Annotated in this window: 16 protein-coding genes; 6 read left to right on the plus strand and 10 right to left on the minus strand. The window is 41.0% G+C overall.

The features are described from left to right. Positions 1–7 precede the first annotated feature (7 nt). The 3 genes from MMU07_RS00555 to MMU07_RS00565 are packed head-to-tail and all read right to left on the minus strand — an operon-like array spanning position 8 to position 3472. Entirely contained in the window at positions 8–1600 is a 1593-nt protein-coding gene (locus MMU07_RS00555; RefSeq protein ID WP_241123875.1) for a LysM peptidoglycan-binding domain-containing protein, read from the minus strand. Next, positions 1597–2241, minus strand: a complete 645-nt coding sequence (locus MMU07_RS00560) for an O-methyltransferase (protein WP_241123876.1) — start codon at positions 2239–2241, stop codon at positions 1597–1599. The genes MMU07_RS00555 and MMU07_RS00560 overlap by 4 nt, the downstream gene beginning before the upstream one ends. 1 nt (position 2242) lies before the next feature. Beyond that, a complete protein-coding gene (locus MMU07_RS00565) occupies positions 2243–3472 on the minus strand; it encodes a M16 family metallopeptidase (protein WP_241123877.1) in 1230 nt (409 codons plus the stop codon). A gap of 127 nt (positions 3473–3599) precedes the next feature. On the opposite strand from MMU07_RS00565, the gene MMU07_RS00570 reads away from it, so the two are divergent. From MMU07_RS00570 to MMU07_RS00580, 3 genes are all read left to right on the plus strand, one after another. Continuing rightward, entirely contained in the window at positions 3600–4886 is a 1287-nt protein-coding gene (locus MMU07_RS00570; protein WP_241123878.1) for an aminopeptidase P family protein, read from the plus strand. Positions 4887–5013: 127 nt separating this feature from the next. Further along, complete coding sequence (locus MMU07_RS00575) at positions 5014–5373, plus strand: hypothetical protein (protein ID WP_241123879.1); 360 nt, start codon at positions 5014–5016, stop codon at positions 5371–5373. A 37-nt stretch (positions 5374–5410) separates the two neighbouring features. Beyond that, complete coding sequence (locus MMU07_RS00580; RefSeq protein WP_241123880.1) at positions 5411–6427, plus strand: Gfo/Idh/MocA family protein; 1017 nt, start codon at positions 5411–5413, stop codon at positions 6425–6427. 27 nt (positions 6428–6454) lie between these two features. Here the strand turns inward: MMU07_RS00580 and MMU07_RS00585 are convergent, their stop codons facing one another. The 4 genes from MMU07_RS00585 to MMU07_RS00600 form a co-directional block, all read right to left on the minus strand. Next, positions 6455–7843: a Fic family protein gene (locus MMU07_RS00585; protein WP_241123881.1), complete on the minus strand. Its 1389-nt coding sequence runs from the start codon at positions 7841–7843 to the stop codon at positions 6455–6457. Positions 7844–7972: 129 nt separating this feature from the next. Then, positions 7973–9859: a 6-phosphogluconolactonase gene (locus tag MMU07_RS00590; protein WP_241123882.1), complete on the minus strand. Its 1887-nt coding sequence runs from the start codon at positions 9857–9859 to the stop codon at positions 7973–7975. A gap of 21 nt (positions 9860–9880) precedes the next feature. Continuing rightward, on the minus strand, positions 9881–11347 hold the full coding sequence (locus MMU07_RS00595) for a sodium:solute symporter family protein (RefSeq protein WP_241123883.1): 1467 nt from the start codon (positions 11345–11347) through the stop codon (positions 9881–9883). A 31-nt stretch (positions 11348–11378) separates the two neighbouring features. Continuing rightward, positions 11379–12731 carry a Gfo/Idh/MocA family protein gene (locus MMU07_RS00600; protein WP_241123884.1) on the minus strand — a complete coding sequence of 451 codons (1353 nt, stop codon included), beginning with the start codon at positions 12729–12731 and terminating at the stop codon, positions 11379–11381. Between the two features lie 372 nt (positions 12732–13103). Here MMU07_RS00600 and MMU07_RS00605 point away from each other — a divergent pair, with 372 nt between their 5' ends. Both MMU07_RS00605 and MMU07_RS00610 read left to right on the plus strand, forming a co-directional pair. After that, positions 13104–14417, plus strand: a complete 1314-nt coding sequence (locus tag MMU07_RS00605; RefSeq protein WP_241123885.1) for a Gfo/Idh/MocA family protein — start codon at positions 13104–13106, stop codon at positions 14415–14417. A gap of 61 nt (positions 14418–14478) precedes the next feature. Then, entirely contained in the window at positions 14479–15240 is a 762-nt protein-coding gene (locus tag MMU07_RS00610) for a 3-keto-disaccharide hydrolase (protein WP_241123886.1), read from the plus strand. Positions 15241–15253: 13 nt separating this feature from the next. Here the strand turns inward: MMU07_RS00610 and MMU07_RS00615 are convergent, their stop codons facing one another. Continuing rightward, complete coding sequence (locus MMU07_RS00615; protein WP_241123887.1) at positions 15254–16300, minus strand: twin-arginine translocation signal domain-containing protein; 1047 nt, start codon at positions 16298–16300, stop codon at positions 15254–15256. Positions 16301–16452: 152 nt separating this feature from the next. On the opposite strand from MMU07_RS00615, the gene MMU07_RS00620 reads away from it, so the two are divergent. Then, positions 16453–17292 carry a sugar phosphate isomerase/epimerase family protein gene (locus tag MMU07_RS00620; protein WP_241123888.1) on the plus strand — a complete coding sequence of 280 codons (840 nt, stop codon included), beginning with the start codon at positions 16453–16455 and terminating at the stop codon, positions 17290–17292. A 77-nt stretch (positions 17293–17369) separates the two neighbouring features. On the opposite strand, the gene pyrF is transcribed toward MMU07_RS00620, so the two are convergent. Continuing rightward, on the minus strand, positions 17370–18188 hold the full coding sequence (pyrF, locus tag MMU07_RS00625) for an orotidine-5'-phosphate decarboxylase (RefSeq protein WP_241123889.1): 819 nt from the start codon (positions 18186–18188) through the stop codon (positions 17370–17372). 39 nt (positions 18189–18227) lie between these two features. After that, a complete protein-coding gene (gene lolA1, locus MMU07_RS00630) occupies positions 18228–18881 on the minus strand; it encodes an outer membrane lipoprotein periplasmic chaperone LolA1 (RefSeq protein WP_241123890.1) in 654 nt (217 codons plus the stop codon). Positions 18882–18920 lie beyond the last annotated feature (39 nt).

An 18920-nucleotide genomic window follows, 5' to 3' on the forward strand; every position in this document is an offset into this window, starting at 1 on the left:
ATTAGGCTTAGGGCTTGTTGATGATGAGTTTTTGTCCAACTTTAATATTGTTATCATGAAGTTTATTCAACTTCATGATTTCCTCTACACTGACCCCATACTTTTGGCCGATCCTGAAAAGGTTTTCACCTGCGGCTACTGTATGCGTGATCCTCTGACTGGAATTGGATGGGGCCACAGGATTATTGTTTTCCACTTTAATTGGTTGGGTTGTAATTGGATTGGGAGAAACGGTATTATTTACTTGATTAGCAATGATTTTCCTGTATTCGGTAGCAGGGACCATGGGAATGGCTTCACCTCTTGGTCTGAAATCTCGGAGATTTAGAATCATGCCTGCTTTCAGTTCACGTTCGTCATTGATTCTGTTTTTGGACTTCAAAGCAGAAAGTTTGATTCCATACATCTGCGAAATAGACCAAAGCGTTTCGCCTGGAAGTACAGTATGGGTATCAGCCTCTGCTTTGGTCTTTTTGGGTTTTGTATAATAGTACTTTCCTGCTTCTATTTTATCGGTTTTGTCCAAGTCATTGATACGCCGAAGTTTTGCTTCTTTGACCCCGACTGTTTCGCTAAAATTGTTTAAGGTAGTTGTAGATGCCGCTTTTACTCCATCGATATTGTTAACCTTGATCTTATTGGGTTGGGTAGCTTGTTGGGGGTTTCCAGAGATTTTGGGATATTCTGACTTCTTTTCGGGGGCTGTAATTACAGCTGAAGTGGAGCTATCGATCGATGGTGCTTGGGCGACAGCCTGCCGCGGTCTCGGAGTATTTTCCCTAAGGTAAATAACAGAATATGGTCTATCATCAGGGATGTTTCCTTTAGCGGTCCACTTGTTATATTCTTTGAGATGAGCTTCAGTGACTCCAAGCCTTGGGGCCAAGGCTTTTAAGGAAGTCGGTCCCTGAACCTGTACTTCTTCCAAAATACTGTTATTGCTCGCAAGCATGACAGTTGGTGCCTCAAATGCAATTTTGTGAGCCAGAAATTTCTTGAAGTACCAATGAAAATTTCTGTCCACTTCCACAATTTTTTTTCCATTATAGCTAGTGCCAAAATAAGATCTAGCACCACCAAGTCCCATCTGATATGCTACCAAGGCACACATCCAATTATCAAAAGGGCCATTATTTTTCTTCAGGTATCTTGCAGCACCCTGACTGGAAGCGACAATGTTTTTTCTTTCATCGATCTGTCCATCTACCCGCAAAGCGACTTCCTCGGCAGTTCCTTGCTTGAATTGCCAAAAACCTACTGCATTTGAAGTAGATACAGCGTCAGCTATAAGGCTGCTTTCTTGTATGACCAAGTATTTGAAATCCGTGGGTACGCCGGCATTTCTCAGTTCTCGCTCCACTATTGGGAGATACAGGTTAACCCGTTCAGCTTTTACCTTGAAATACGTAGGATTACGATAGAGCGCATCTACATCACTTTGGATTTCTCGCCTTGCTTGCTCATTGATCTTTATGGTAAGGTCAGCAAATCTGAGTTCCGAAGGAACCTGAGGTACTTGGGCAAAAGCCAAGGAAACGGAAAAAAATATCAGAATACATGAAAAAGCAGATCTGAATAGGGGACTGTTTTTGTGTTTCATAGTTTTCTAGCCAGCATCAATCCATCCCTTATGGGAAGTAATACATTTTCTACACGGGGGTCGTTTTGCACCATCCGGTTGTAATCCAAAATCGCCTGAGTGTCTTTGTCTATTTTTTGACCCTTTTCAAAAAGGATTTTTCCCGACCAAAGGACATTGTCTGCGATAATAATTCCTCCTGGATTAACCTTCTCAACGACAAGCTCATAATATTTGATATAATTGGACTTATCTGCATCGATAAATACCATATCAAAATTTTCATTAAGGTCTGGGATGATATCCAAGGCGTTTCCAAGCCTGTAGTCGATTTTAGAGGATAGCCCTGACTTTTCAAAAAATCCCCTAACCATTCTCTCCAATTCATCATTGATATCCACTGTGATCAATTTACCGTTTTTACCCAAACCTCTTGCTAGGCAAATACCTGAATAGCCGGTGTAGGTACCGATCTCAAGGATGATTTTTGGATTCAACATTTTGACCAAAAGCTCCAGTGTTTTGCCCTGTAAATGTCCTGAAAGCATCCTTGGCATAAGGACCTTGGCGAATGTTTCACGCTTGACATATTGTAGGAGCTCATCCTCTATACTGCTGTGCTCTTCGCAATAGACCAATAATTCAGGTGCAATGAACTCCATATCAGGCAGGGATGTAATTAAGAAAGCTGAGCTTTGTAGGATCGAAAACCTCGTTGGCTATGTCTATCAACTCTTCTGCAGTTGTTTCTCTCATGATTCCAAAGATAGTATCAAGGGAGTCAATTTTGCCTTTATCCAATAAGTTTTTGCCAAAAACAAGCATCAATGCAGCATAATTTTCTTCTGACATGGCCATTTGTCCGATTGCTTGTTCTTTGGCCATATGAAGTTGCATGGTTCCTAGTTTTTTGTTACGAAGCTTCTCCATTTCATTGAGGACAGATTTTCTTGCACGGTTGGCTTTATTTTGCTCCGTAGCAAAATACACCCCTATAAAACCCGTATCCGAATAGGTCTGGTAATGGGATTCGACACTGTAGACATAGCCGTACTTTTCCCGGAGAGCAAGATTAAGCCTTGAGTTCATGCTAGGACCTCCAAGGATATTGTTCAATAGATAGAGTTTGAACCTCCTGGGATCGTACATGGAATAAGCCGGTTGTCCAATGGCACAATGAGATTGTGTGATTTCTTTCTGTATGGTTTTGTTTTTTGGCCCATAATTGGAAAAACCACTTCTTACATAAAGGCTTCTTTTTGTTGGAATCTCAGTAAGAAAACCTTCCACTTCTTGTAGCACTTTTTTGAAAGTTACATTTCCCACAACAGAAAAAACCATCTGCGTGGTATCAAGTTTTGAAGTCAAAAAATCAAAAAAGTCCTCTTGATTAAAATTTTTGACCGTTTCCTCCGTGCCAAGAATATTTCTACCCAGAGCGTGTCCCTCAAATATGATTTCATCAAAATCATCCTGTATAGAATCATCGGGAGAGTCTCTGTACATGGACATTTCCTCTAAAATCACCTGTCTTTCTTTGTCAATCTGTTTTTTTGGAAAGGTGCTGTTGAAAGTAATATCACAAAGCAACTCTGCCGCTTTGTCAAAATGCTCTTTAAGTGTACTTGCGTAAAAACAAATCTTCTCCTTAGTTGTATAGGCGTTTAGTTCCCCACCCAATGTTTCCAGGCGGTTGATGATATGATAGGCTTTTCTTTTTTTGGTGCCTTTGAAGGCCATATGCTCCCAAAAGTGCGCAAGCCCTTCTTGCTCTTTGGATTCATCGCGACTCCCAATATTCAGCACAAAGCCACAATGAACAAGCCTCGTATGATTGACCTCCTGATGGACGATTTTGATGCCGTTGGGCAATTCTTTCAGATTGTATTGCATTCTTTTATTTTCCCTCCCTCAAAGTACAAAAATAAAAGACTTTTTGAAGTCTTTTTTTAGCCAATGGATAAATGGTATTTTTGGTTCAATTTTAAATTCCGATTTTGCCACTTAGAAAACCCTATATATGAAATATAAGCCCCTTCCACAATCTCTTTATATCCGCAACAGACAAAAACTTAAGGCCAAGTTACCGGCAAAGTCGTTAGCGGTGTTTCACTCAAACGATATCATGCCTACCAATGCAGATGGAACTATGCGATTCAGGCAAAATAACGATCTTTTCTACCTATCTGGTATAGATCAGGAAGAGACAGTTTTGGTTATATGTCCTGATTTTCCGGATCCTAATCTCAGGGAGGTACTTTTTCTACGCGAAACCAGCGAACACATCGCCATTTGGGAAGGACATAAGTATACCAAAGAAGAAGCCTTTACTTCTTCGGGAATTGAAAATATCCTGTGGGTTTCAAATTTTGACAACATATTGAACACACTTATGGCATTAAGTGAGCATGTTTTTTTGAATGCCAATGAACATCTAAGGGCAGCTGTAGTTGTCGAAACACGTGATGCAAGGTTTATCAAAAACTGTAAAGAGAGATATCCTCTTCATCAATACCATAGAGTGGCGCCACTGATGCATCAGCTTAGGGCATTTAAAGAAAAAGAGGAAATAGATCAGTTGCAGATTGCCTGTGATATTACCGAAAAAGGTTTTAGGCGCATTCTTTCTTTTGTAAAGCCCGGAGTGACTGAATATGAAATTGAGGCTGAATTTATCCATGAATTTATCAAAAACCGAAGCAAGGGTTTTGCTTATGAACCCATCATTGCTTCCGGACTCAATGCTTGTGTCCTCCATTATATCGAAAATAAGGAAGTTTGTAAGGATGGTGACATGATTTTGCTTGATGTGGGAGCTGAATACGGTAACTACAATGCTGATATGACGAGGACTATCCCTGTCAATGGAAGATTTACTAAAAGACAAAGAGCCGTCTATGATGCGGTGCTAAGAGTCAAAAACCAAGCTTCTGAAATGCTAAGGCCCGGAATCAACATACAGGATTACCACAAAGAAGTGGGGCTGATTATGCAATCTGAATTATTGGGCTTGGGACTGATCGATCAGACTGACATCAAAAACCAAGATCCAAAATGGCCGGCATTCAAGAAATATTTTATGCACGGAACCTCTCATCATCTTGGATTGGACGTACATGATGTTGGTACTATGCATGATCCAATAACCGCGGGTATGGTATTTACCGTCGAACCTGGGATTTATATTCCGGAGGAAGGACTTGGAGTTCGCCTAGAAAATGACATTTTGATTTTGGATAATGGGTATTTTGACCTGATGCGGAATATCCCGATTATCCCCGGCGAAATTGAAGATTTGATGAATTGAGCTGGAAGTTTTTTTGAATCCTTTGTTTCAAAAAATTATAAAAAAAAGGAAAAGCGACAGAATTTCGAATTCTGTCGCTTTTCCTTTTTTTTTTGGAAGGTAGTGCAATTCCATATTCCTCCGAATCATGGAACATGCCATAAACCCAATTTCAGGAATTTGGGGTTTGGCCTTAATGGATTTCCCCTCCGGCTTTTTCAATTCTGCTGAGTTCGACGTCTTCATCTTCAGATGTAAAATAGATTTTGGAGCCCTCAGTACCCAGTTTATAAATTCCTTCAGCTTTACCCAGACTTCCTCCGGCATCGAGTCTGCCTTTATCCCTAGAAAATCATGTCAAAATGTTGGGACCCATTTGGAGACCATCAAGTTTACAATCAAAGACCCCTTTGTAAAAAGCTATGGCTCTTTTCCTATTTTCGAACAGAACCTCAAACCAACAAATGCTTTCATATTGGTAATGGGTTTAAAGAATAAATTTAAATAAATTCATCCAAAATTTCCCATTTCCAAAAAGCATCCTTATGAAAAATAGAATTCGTAATTCCAGAAGATTATTTTTAAAAACCACCACAATAGCCGGTGTCGGTCTAGGGCTTTATGGAAATTCGTTCGGTTTTTCTTCAGATCAAGTAAAGAACTCCCATGGAAAAAAAGTCGGGATAATTGGATTGGATACTTCGCACAGTATCGCATTTACCAAAGTATTGAATGGACATAAAGATGACCAAATGTATTTTGGTTACCATGTCGTCGCCGCTTATCCTTTTGGAAGTAAGGATATCAAATCGAGCATGGATAGAATTCCAGGTTACACTGAAGAAATCAAGAAAATGGGAGTGGAAATTGTAGGCTCTATTGAGGACTTGCTTCAAAAAGTAGATGTGGTGTTGTTGGAAACCAATGATGGGAAACTTCATCTAGAACAGGCTATGGAAGTATTTAAAGCTGGGAAGCGCATGTTCATTGACAAACCTATGACTGCTTCTCTTGAGGATGCCAAGGCTATTTTTGAAGCTTCCAAACAATACAAAATCCCGGTGTTTTCAGCATCTTCCTTGAGATACATTACAGGAATTGAAAAAATTGACAAAAGCACCGTCATCGGCGCCAGTACATTTAGCCCTGCTGAATTGGAACCGACGCATCCGGATTTATTCTGGTATGGGATACACGGAGTGGAAACCTTATTTACCGTAATGGGTACTGGATGTGCGTCTGTTGTGAGGGTGTCTACCAATGATACAGATGTGGTCACCGGGATATGGAAAGATGGAAGAGTCGGGACTTTTAGAGGAACCCGAACAGGCAAACATGATTATGGAGGTACCGTTTTTACCCAAAATGGAAATGTGGTTTTAGGCCCTTATGCCGGATATGAACCTTTGCTTTTGGATATTGTAAAATATTTTGACACGGGTATTGTGCCAGTGTATCCTGAAGAAACCCTCGAAATTTTAGCTTTTATGGAAGCGGCGGATATCAGCAAAAAGCTTGGTGGTAAATCTGTTTCTGTGATAGAACTATTGGATAAAAAATAAAGAAAGGTCAAGGTAAAAATTTGGTCTTTACCTTGACCAGTTTTCTTTCCAAATATGGAATTCAGCAGGAGAAACCCTGAAACGGGCAAAACTTCCCTCATGAACACCGAGCAATTCTGACTCCACATATTCAATAAACTTATTCTGATCGGTTTTCAGTATTTCATTAGCTTTCCTTTTGATCCTGTCTGATCCTTCTTTTGGACTCAGGTTATTTGAGATGATCTCAGTGACAAGCTCCCTGATTTCATTTCGGTATCGGGTCCTAAATGCATCAGGTTCTCCTACTGTTTGTCTGATAGCAGCATACCGGATTGCTGATCTTTCATAAGCCCAAATAAAAACATCCTTCAACAATTCAATCCTGTTGAGCTCATAAACCCCCAAAATCGCCTGAACATAGACCTCATTTGGGACATCCACAAAAGAAAGAGGAGACAGGTTATGTTTGAAGAAGGGAATATTTGCTGCAAGTCTCGAGGTCCTTTTGTTGACATCATCAAATGGCTGCAAATATGGAAAATGCACCATAATGAAGAAGGCTTGCTCAAATGGATTCTGAATCTCCTTGACTTTTTGCAAGATCAACTCAAATTGGTCTGCTATCAGTTGCGGAATTGACAATGGCGTATAGGCGGATTTATGGATTCCTACCGGAATGGACCTCAGGCGGCCTATGGAATTCTGGTCCTGCAGAAGGTTATCAGCCAATAGCGCATGGAGATTTAGAATGATATAGGAATTGAATTCCAAATCATCTCCCAACTGTACCAAAAATTCTATAGCCTCTTTATGGTTGAGGATCATTTGGGATTCCTCGATGGATTTTCCATCTGCAGATTCACCAAAATTCACCAACCTTTGAGTATCCAATAAAGAATAGGTATTTCCTTCCAATCTACTGGAATTCCAACTCAGGTCAATCAGCAACCTGCTTAAGACCTCTTTGGCATGGGTTCCTGCTGGTTGGTTTTGATTTCCGGTTTTACCCAATTCTGTCAGTGTTTTAATTTCTTTTTCTGAGAGGTATTGGTCTACATTGGGTCGGTAAGATTCCAAAAACTGCCTGATGTAACCTACTTTTGGTCTGCTGATCAATGGTTTGGTTAATGCATCTTTGATCTTTTTTCCTTCTTTGGAAATTGGAATTTCTTCCTTTTTTTCCACGATATACTTTGGCGGATCACTTTCTCTGACCACATTTCTTTCATAGACCGGATGGTATTTTGTAGCTTTTGATCCTCCGCTTACATAAAGTCCCCCGTTTTCTTTTAGGATTTTAAGTCTTCGCTGTAATGTTCTTAGCTCTAGTTCAAAATCAAGATTTTCTTTGATTTCTTCCAAAGTGATTCCTTCAGGAAATTTTACCAAAATTTCCTTGATGGCATTTAGTTCTTTGGTTTTTGGAATTTTCATTTCTTTCTATTCGCGACAAATATAATATATTTTTTGTCGCGAAACTCATATTCACGACAATTTTTTTATCTCTCGCGACAATTAATTGTCGTGAATATGGAAATTTTGTCGTAAAAGGTCAATTTTACGTCAATTATTGAAAACCATTCCGTCTTTTATGACGTGAAAGATTTTGATCTTTTTGTTGTCAAAAAATCTAAAAACGACAAGATCTACTTTATCATCCGGTTTTTGAAAACCGATTCCTAAAAAAGCCGCCGGTAAGACCGAGGCCATTTTCCAAGCCATCGAAAGGTCTTCTAGCTTTTTTTCAATCAGGTATTCTATGCCTTCAAGAAGGGTTTTACTTGCTCCTGCCAATAATCCATTGCCGTTTTTCAAGGATAATTTTCCATTTGGTGATAGGATTACTTCATCTCCAATATGGGTGTTGTATTCTCCGGGAGGCATTCCGCAAAACTTTGTTGCATCACTCACCAAAAAAGCTTTTTCTCCTTTAACCTTCAAAACCACTTTCAAAAATGAATCCGGCACATGAAATCCATCTGCGATCAAGCTTGCGTGAAGGTACCCTAAGGAGAGTTGATCCCAAAGGATATTGGGATGACGCGGAAGCATCAGCGGAACGGCATTTCCAAGATGGGTTGAAAGGCTTGCGCCTGCTTCTACTCCTTTTTCCAAATCCTCCATAGCAGCATTGCTATGCCCAAAGGCTACTTTTATTCCATTGTCGCAACATTTTTTGATGAATGAAAATGCATTATCCAACTCAGGTGCCATGGTGATGAGCTTGATTCTTCCACCGGATGCATCCTGAAATTTGCTTAACAAATCCCAATTGGGCTTTTGGATAAATTTAGGATTATGCGCTCCTTTTGCTCCCTCTTCTGATGATATGAAAGGACCTTCCAAGTGTATGCCTCCAATGCAGGATGCGACCAAAAGATTATTTTCGCAGGCTTCTTTGAAGGTAGATAAAATGGAGATGATAACTTGATCTTCATTGGTAATCAGGGTTGGAAAAAAGGTAGTGACTCCTTTGCTCAATAAAAAGTCAGAGGCACTTTCGATATCCGACACAGAGAGATTTGGATCATTGAAATCAATACCATTGACACCATTTACTTGCAAATCCACCAAACCGGGACCAATAAAAAAATGGTCATTCAACTGTTTTTTGGATGGTTTGATGCTTGTGGTAAAAAAAATCCCACTTGATTTGTAAACACTCAGCTTTCCTGTCAGGCAATCAATTCCGATAGATTCATCTTTGTCAATTGGTTCCAAAATTTCAGGATAGGATTGGATATCCAAAAAGAGATGGCAATTGGCGTGGACTCTCAAAATTGAGGCCGGGCATTGTGTATCGATCGGACCTGAGATGGTGTCAGTGACAGCATGTCTTTTGTTTTTGCCGGGCACGACGCAACAGATATAAGCCGTGTCAAGAAGGGCGGTAATTGTCAGTGTCAAAGCATGGCTCGGTACTTCTTCCAAAGCTGAAAAGCAACCATCATTGACCTGTTGCTGCCTGCAAACCGGGTCTAACGCTACCATTTTTACTGTTTTGGAATCATTAAAATCTGCCACAGGAGGATCATTGAAGGCAATGTGTCCGTTTTCACCGATTCCCATGCAGACCAAGTCGATAGGAGCCTGATGGAGCAAAGAAGCATACCGGTCACATTCTTCTTCCGGATTTTTGTTGCCATCAATGAGATTTATTTTCCCGAAAGGCAACTTGTCAAACAGTTTTTCTTTAAGAAAATTGGAAAAAAGTGCAGGTGAGTCCTTACTTAAACCCACATATTCATCCATGTGAAATGCGGTCACTTTTTCCCAAGGTATTTTTGAAGAATTGCGTAAAGCTGCTAAAAATTCATTTTGTGAAGGAGCCGCTGCAAAAACAATTCTCACGCTTTCTTTTTCTTCCAAAACCTTCAATATTCTTTCTTCTACTGCCTTTGCAGCAGTCTCTCCCATTTCTTTTCTTGAATCGAATACATTGATTTCCATTATTTCTTATTTCTGATGGTTTTATTCTTTACTGATCTCCTGAAGCATTGCTTTTACTTTATCAGGAACATTTCGGATTTGGGCTAGTCCAATGAATACATATACTAAACTAGATACTATCAGCGGAAGACTGACCTGTAAAGCCAAGCTGCTGATTTCAATATTCTTGGTGATGATGAAGGTGAGGAGGCCTGCAAAAATAGAACTGATGGCAGCGACCGGACCGCAAGATTTGAAGGTAGGAATGACCCCAAAAAGCATAGGGACGGCAATCGGTCCTACCAAAGCCCCAAACCAAGTAATGATCAAGCCGAGAATTCCACCAAAATATTCATATTGAAGAGCGACAATGATAGTCAGTAAGGTAAATATGAAAGTCGTAACCCTCGCCGTGAGCAATGAAATTTTATTTAAGCTGAACTTCTCCGAAATGTTTGGCAGGATATCTCTTGTGATCACGGCAGAAATGGTATTGATGTCAGAGGAAGTCATGGACATGGTATTGGCAAAAAGGGAAGCGATCACCAGTCCAACCAAACCTGAAGGCAAAAGTAAAAGAGTCAACTGACCATAAGACTGACTTGGATCTGCCAAATCAGGAAGCAAAATTGGTGCAGCCCACATCGGGAAAAATAAAATTAAAGGCCAAATCAAATATAGCCAACCTGATAGCCTTGCTGCTTTGGTAGCCTGAGATTCTGAAGGGGAAGAAATATAACGGGTGGCAAGATTCCATTGACCACCATTATAAGAGAGGAAATTTATAAACAAAAATGCAAGGGCAAAACCTACACCATAGGGATCATTAAATGGTTTGCTGTTGGCTGAAGGCAATTTTTCCCACATAGTAAAAATGCTTTCCAGTCCATCAAGCTTGTATAACACTGCGAAGAACATAACTAGTCCTCCCAAAAGTTGAATGATAAATTGCGCAAAATCTGTGATGACAACAGCCCACAATCCACCAAAGGTGATGTACAAAAGAGAGATCCCTCCTGCAATTAAAATACCAATTGGAAGACTGATGCCGGTAAAAACATTGAGCAAAATGGCAATAGAGGCCCATTTGGCCCCGATATCGAATAGTTTTAACAGCACACCGCTCCAAGCCATGATCTGTTGGGTGAGGATATTGTAGCGTCGGGCAAGGAATTCAAGAGGAGATTGGATATGGAATTTTTTGCGAAGCCTGACCCAACGCACGGGAAATATTTTGGCACTGGCCAAAATTGTCAAGCCGATAGTAAATGCCCACCAAACATATATTGTAAATCCATGGGTATAAGCAATGGCGGCATAAGCAACGAAAACTGCCCCACTATATCCCGAGACGTGGTGGGATATTCCTGAAAGCCACCAAGGCAAGTTCCCTCCTGCGACGAAATAATCGTCGGCGTTTTTATTTCGGAAATAGGAGTAAACCCCGATCACCAACATCAGGAGAAAAAAAGCGGTGATTACAATCAGGTCAAAAGAGGTGAGCTTCATGGTCGGGTGGAGGAGGAGTAGGGAATTGGGTTTATACTTTTGGTTCCCACCCAGGTTGATAATCCCTTCTCCAATATTTCATCGCTTCTTTGCTCCCGATAATATGGCCGTTTTTTGGATCCACGTTCAATGTCTCACCTGTCCTTTGTGCAATATTTCCCAATTGGACCAAGAGTGTACTCGTCTGTCCCCCGATAATTTCAGCTGCTAGTGGAGTTCCTTTTTTAATTCCATCAAACATGTTTTGGATATGGATGGCGTCAAGTTCCTGGGTTGGGTCGGAAAGATTTCTCGCATCCACGGGCCGGTCGTATTTTACTTCTTTGACGAGTTTGTTTTTTAAGTCATAAATGGAGTAAGCATTGCCACCTCCAATATTCACAGAACCCTCTTCCCCGTAGAAAATCACGCCTACACTCGATCCTTCATTGTTGATACCGTTGCAGCTTCTTCCTTCCCAACTGATCATACTTTTATTTTCAAATTCCAGATTGATCATTTGGGTATCCGGGGTTTCCCAATCATCCTGATATCGGTACCTTCCACCTGCGGAAGTAACTTTCGTCGGGAATTCCACACCCAATCCCCATCGTGCCAGATCGACCATGTGGGTACCATTGTTCAATGCTTCGCCGGTTCCCCAATTCCAGAACCAATGCCAATTGTAATGGATGACATTGTCTCTAAAGTCTTCTCTTGGGGCCGGACCTTGCCATAAGTCATAATCCAAATGGGCAGGGACTGCTGTTTTTTTACCGATTCCAATAGGCCCGCGGTTGTTGGTATACCAGGTTTTGGCATAATATGGTCTTCCGATAGTACCGTCATGGACTTCTTTGATGGCGGCGGCCACATTTGGCCATGACCTTCTTTGGTTTCCCATTTGGATCAGTCTTTTGTACCTGGCAGCAGCTTGGAGCAATATTTCCCCTTCGTTGGGATTATGGCTGGAAGGTTTTTCCAGGTAAACATCCTTTCCTGCTTTGCAGGCGAGAATGGCTGCCGGGGCATGCCAATGGTCCGGGGCTGCAATCACCAATACATCTACATCCTTGTCCTCCAGGCTTTTTCTAAAATCCGGAGTAGCTTTTGGAATGGAGTTTTGGATTTTAGCTACTGTATTGATGCATTTTTCTGCGGCCAATTGATCCACGTCGCAGATATGGATTACCTCTGCATTTGGTTGGTTTGCAAAATTCTGTGCCAAAGCATTTCCACGGCTGTTCACACCCATCACTGAAACCTTGATTCTTTCATTGGCTCCAAGGATTTTTCCGTAGCTTTTTGGACTGAAGGCAGGAAGTATTCCTCCTATCGAAAATACCGCAGTACCTGCGATGGATTTTTTGAGAAAATCTCTCCTGGAATCTTTGGAAGTTGTCATGTTATGTAGTGGTGGGTTAAAGTGATTTTTGAAGAAATGACTCGGGAATTATTTCTCCATCATTTACAATATATTGATTAATACTTCGCAGATAAAGATTTTTTACGGGACAGGTTATTTCATGTAATTCCCAACTTTCACCGTTATCTCAATGGCTGCTAAAATAGGCTTTCAGTCATTTTTTATTTTCCAACTGCCATCAGTCCAATACTCCAAGAAGTCATGGTTTATTGAAAGATTTTAATTGGAGAGCTCGACCAAAAAACCGATTTTTTTGAATTAGTGGATAGATATTGTATTTTACTGATAATTAATAGATTGGAAAGATTAAAATATATTTCCATATACATACCCAAAATAAAACGCATTTATATGTCAGATAAAATTTATTCGCCCGAAAAAAAAGACAGGAGGGAATTTCTTAAATCCACTGGGACGGCCTTGATAGGAAGTGCCGCTCTCCCTTTTGTATTTCAGGTCAATCCTGCTTTTGCCATGAAGAACAATACCCTCAAAGTGGGCTTGATTGGATGTGGAGGTAGGGGAACCGGAGCGGCACTGCAGGCTCTAAAAGCAGATTCTGACGCAGTTCTGACCTGTATGGGAGATATTTTTTCCGATTATCTGGATGAATCTTATCAGGCACTTTTTGAGGCAAATCCCAATCAAGTCAAAGTGGGTAAAGAAAACCGTTTTGTTGGATTTGATGCCTACAAAAAAGTCATAGAATCTGACGTGGATGTGGTTATCCTAACTACTCCTCCTGTATTCCGGCCCGGTCATTTCAAAGCTGCTATTGAGGCCGGAAAACATGTTTTTTGCGAAAAGCCCGTCGCTGTGGATGCTCCCGGTGTTCGGAGTGTTTTGGAAACAGCCAAACTAGCCAAGTCCAAAAACCTTTCCGTGGTTTCAGGATTTACATTTCGGTATGATTTTCCCAAAAGGGCTCTTTTTGAAAGGATCAACAAGGGGCACATCGGTGAAGTAGCTTCCGTGCTTACGGTAAGAAATGGGGGAGGATTGTGGTATAAGGACAGGAAACCTGAGTGGAAAGAAATGGAATACCAATTAAGAAACTGGTATTACTATGATTGGCTTTCGGGTGATTATATCGTAGAGATGATGGTCCACAGCCTTGACATGATGTCATGGGCTTTTGGAGACAAACTTCCAGTAAAAGCCACAGGGTCAGGTGGCAGACAATCCCGAACCGAAGAAAAGTTCGGAAATATCTATGACCACTTTGCCATAGAATATGAATATGAAAACGGCGCAAAAGGAATCCATTTCAGTAGACAACAACAAGGGGCTTCCAATGTCAATAAGGCAGAAATCACGGGAAGAAATGGAAATGCTATCGTGGATATCGGAAGGCAAATTCATCGAATTGATGGTCAAAATGCTTGGAATTATGAGGGTGAAAAAAACAATCCTTATGAAACCCAACATGAGGAATTGTTTGTAGCTATAAGGTCTGGCAGGCCTATCAATGAAGGAGACCTGATGGCAAACAGCACGATGTTGGCGGTTTTGGGGAGAATGGTCGGCTACACGGGTCAAACCATTGGATGGCAAGAAGCGCTCAACTCCACCCAAACCTTAGGGCCTAAATTGGAGGAGTATGATTGGGACCTCAAATGGCCTGTTCCCGCTGTGTCCATCCCGGGAAAGAACAAGTTTTTTTGACCAAACTTTCCATCCTCGATCGATTTCTTTTCTTAAAAATCCTTTAAAATATTTCCGCTAAATGAAAAACCTGAAATCATTGTCTTTTGTCTTTTTCTTAATTCTTGTGCAAAATTTCTCCGCTTTTTGTCAGGAATATCTTTTTGAGTTTGGGAAATCAAGAGGAATAGAAGCCCTCATTTCCGATCAGTCACCAAAAGAAACTTCATTGAAATGGTATAATGTCAATACAGAAAAAGACACCTGGTATTTTGAAGGGCAGGAACTGGTATGTAGGGGATTGCCCATTGGAGTGATCCGATCCGAAAAGCAATATGAAAACTTCATCATGCATATAGAATGGAAGCACATGGAACTCGGGGGAAACTCAGGGAGTTTTGTTTGGAGCAGTGCTGTCCCCGGAGAGCAGAGGCTGCCCGATGGCGTCGAGGTGCAGATGCTGGAATTGGACTGGGTCAACCAAAATAAAAAAGACGGCGTCTTGCCTCCAATCGCTTATGTCCATGGCGAATTGTTTGGTGTGGGCGGAGTGACTACGGTACCTGATAACCCACGTGGGACCCGGAGTAAATCCATTGAAAACAGATGCTTGGGAAGAGGAGAGTGGAATACTTATGTGGTCATTTGTGCAGATGGCGTCATCAAGCTCTCAGTAAACGGTAAATTTGTCAACGGTATCAGCCAATCAAGTCAAAAGAAAGGATACATCTGCTTGGAATCTGAAGGAGCTCCGATTCATTTCAGAAACCTGAAAATTACCGAATTACCTTCAGGAGTCATCTCAGCCGAACAAATCGCCCCTCTTTTGACCTCTGGAAATTAAAAGACCTGAAAGATTATACCCGCGTTAGTTTGATGGGGTAACTTTTTGAGGCATTCCACTGACAGACATAGATATTCTCGTCCTGATCTATGCATACATCGTGGCAATGCTTGAAAATAGGTTCTTTTTGGATCATCAATTGGAGCTCTCCATCGATGTATTTTGGTTGGGTACCACCAGGATTAGAGACAACTTTATTGTTTTCATCCAGAATAGTCACAAACCCCGAGTTGTCCATTTGCTCCAGGTATTTGGATCTGGACCAGCAAACCCCTGCATAGAGATTTTTACCATGAATAACAGGACGGCAAACAAAAGCCCCCGGAAGAAAAAGTGTTTCTAAATATTCACCTTCCATAGTAAATCTTTTGAATGAATTATGACCCCGGGAAGTACAAAGTAGGGTAGGAGTTCCTCCTTTTCTTTGGTCGACGGCTATTCCATGGACAGTTTTGAATTGGGAATCACCGTGTCCATCGCCACCAAACATCCTGATAAATTTTCCTTTGCTGTCATATTGAAGTACATACTGAGAGCCATAGCCATCGGTAATATACAAGTCACCATTTGGTGCAACGACAGTTTCGGTTGGAGTGTAGCGCATCCCTTCTTTATAGATTTCCTGACTTGTCGGTGTAGCTATTTCTGTAATTATTTTCCCTTTAAGATCGGTTTTGATGACCCTGCCACCATTGTCTACGATCCATAAAAATTCTTCACCACCTTCATCGACTAGGCTCAGGCCATGCGCAGAACCCAATCCCAATGTCCACGAATCGAGGTACTTCCCTGATTGGTCGTAGATAATGATGTTGTTTTTGGATTCATCAGTTACCATCAGCAGTCTTCCTTTCTTGTCCATGACCATTTCGTGGCAATTGACCACCGGAAATTTGGCGGGATCAAGATTTCCCCAAGAGGTATTTACTTTATATTTGAAATCCCCGTGACCAATGATGGTGTCAGGTTGAGATGCAAAAGAATAAGAAGGTGTTATCGCCATTGCGGCACCTGCTAATGCGGAATGCTTGATGAATTGTCTTCTAGAGAAATCTGTCATGGGTTATTGAGTTTTGAAGAAGTAATTTAGCAAAGTATCACAAAATTCACATTTTGTTTTTTCCTGGATGATAAAATTTCCATCAGTCACATTCTTGGATGGCAATTTTAATCGGATTCACTATCTTCAATCAAACAAACCCAATAAGACCTATGGAAAACCTCTTTAAAAAATTATTCTCTTTAGCAATTGCGATTCTCCTGTCTGCACAGGTACAGGCACAGGAGATTGCATTGCAGATGTATAGCCTGCGCAATGAAATGAAAACCGATGTCAAAGGCACCCATGCCCTAATTCCCAAAATGGGCATCAAATTCATCGAAGGCGGGGGTACTTACGGCATGAGTCAGGATGAATACAAGACTTTTATTTCGGGCCTTGGCCTTTCTGTAGTGGCTGTCGGGGCAGATTACAAGCAATTGCAGGAAAACCCGCAGGAGATCATAGATAATGCCAAAGCCTACGGTGCGAAATATGCTACCTGTTTTTGGATTCCCCATACTTCCGGAAAATTCAGCATCAAGGAGACACAGGAAGCCGTGGAGTTATTCAACAAAGCAGGTAAAATCTTACATGATGCAGGAATTACCCTTTGTTACCATCCACATGGATATGAGTTTACTGCCCATGGCAAAGGTGTTTTATTCGATGAAATGCTCAAGAATGCCAAGAACTTCGATTTCAATATGGATGTCTTTTGGGTGCAGATGGGTGGAGGCGATCCTTTGGCAATCATGAAAAAATACCCTGATAAATTCCCTTTGCTCCACTTGAAGGACAGGGCAAAAGGAACCCCGGGAAGTTCTGATGGAAAAGGAGATGTTGAGACTAACGTGGTACTCGGAACGGGAGACATCGATATCAAAGGACTGATCAAACAGGCCCAAAAGTCAGGAACAAAATACCTGATTATTGAGGATGAGTCTTCGAGATCTGTACAACAAATCCCTCAAAGTGTGGCCTATATCAAAAAAGTGATGGCTGAGAAATAATCTTCACTGGTTGAAAAGAAAAAAAGCCATGGAAACTTTTTGATGTTTCCATGGCTTTTTTATGGTTTAATTGGGTCTTAGAAGCAATATTGATTTAAAAGAACTTCCATTTCCTGTTGCAGCTTTTTAGCTTCTTTTCTGGCTTCGGTTCCAAAATCAGCACCTTTGCCTGCATAAATGATTCCTCTCGAAGAGTTGACCAATAGTCCGCAACGGCTGTTCATTCCATATTTGGCTACGTCTTCCAGACTTCCACCTTGTGCCCCAACTCCCGGGACAAGAAAGAAATGCTCAGGGACAATTTTTCTTACCTCACCGATTTTTTCTCCTCGTGTGGCTCCGACTACGTACATCATGTTGTCAGGATTTCCCCATTTACTGCTTTTTTCCAAGACCTCTTGGTAGACAGGTTTTCCGATTTTTAATTCCGAAAACTGAAAATCCAGACTCCCTTCATTGGAAGTCAAAGCCAATAATATGACCCATTTGTTTTCGTAAGAAAGAAAAGGACTCACGCTGTCGATGCCCATGTATGGCGCGACGGTGATGGAATCAAAATCCATGGTTTCAAAAAATGCCTTGGCATAAAGGCCGGAAGTATTTCCGATATCGCCCCGCTTGGCATCTGCTATGCTAAAAATATTTTTAGGGATATAATCCAAGGTCTTCTGCAGACTTTCCCATCCTTTTGGCCCCAATGCCTCATAGAAGGCAATATTGGGTTTGTAGGCTACTGCAAAGTCTGCTGTCTGATCAATAATCTGCTTGTTGAATTCAAAGATGGGATCAGCTTCTTTTTGAAGATGGCTTGGGATTTTGTTCAGGTCTGTATCCAGACCTACACATAAAAAAGATTGCTTGATTTTGATTTGTTCAAATAGTTCCTGTCGCGTCATTTTGAATTTTTTTCCTAAAAGTAGGGATAAAAATCAAAATCAGCGGAGGTCTATTATTTCTACCTTTCCGTATTTCTGCGGATTGAATGTGAAATAGTCATCTGTCAGTTCGGCATTGGTATTGACAGATTTGAATTTATACTTGAAAGTCCCCCCTTGGTCATCATAGATTTCCCAACTAATGAGGTCCTTTTTATTTTTATCAACAAAAAGCTTTACCCGCTTAAAAGGTGCGTTTGATTTTTCAGCAGTCAGTTCGATTTCTTGGATAACCATGCTACCTTCTGTTTTTTCACCTATCAATCTGTAATTGTATCCTTTTTGATAAATGGTATAGACAGATGATGGAGTTAGCTCATTTTCCATATCAGAGGAATTATTTATGGTCACCTCTTTGTAGCTGTCAGATTCGATATATGTCCAAACGGTCTTGCCGTTATTGAAAATTTCTTGTTCAGGTAATTTCAAGTGGTATTTATTGCCTTTGATAGCTATCTCTCCGCTTTGGTTTTGGGTGCGCCCATCCGAGACGTCCGAGTAGGAAAACTCAAAACTCGCTTTGAGGCCTTTTATAGAAGCGTATTTCTGGCTGACCCCATCTAACACTGCTTTTGCCTTTGGGTCTTTGGTCTGAGAAAAGACTCCAGAAACAAAAAATATAGCGATAATTAAAGTGGCTGATAATTTTTTCATTTTGGTATGGTGAATATCACTTTCCGGAATTTAAATCCT

The organism is Cognataquiflexum nitidum (genome assembly GCF_022538055.1).
Classification (GTDB): Bacteria; Bacteroidota; Bacteroidia; order Cytophagales; family Cyclobacteriaceae; genus Cognataquiflexum; species Cognataquiflexum nitidum.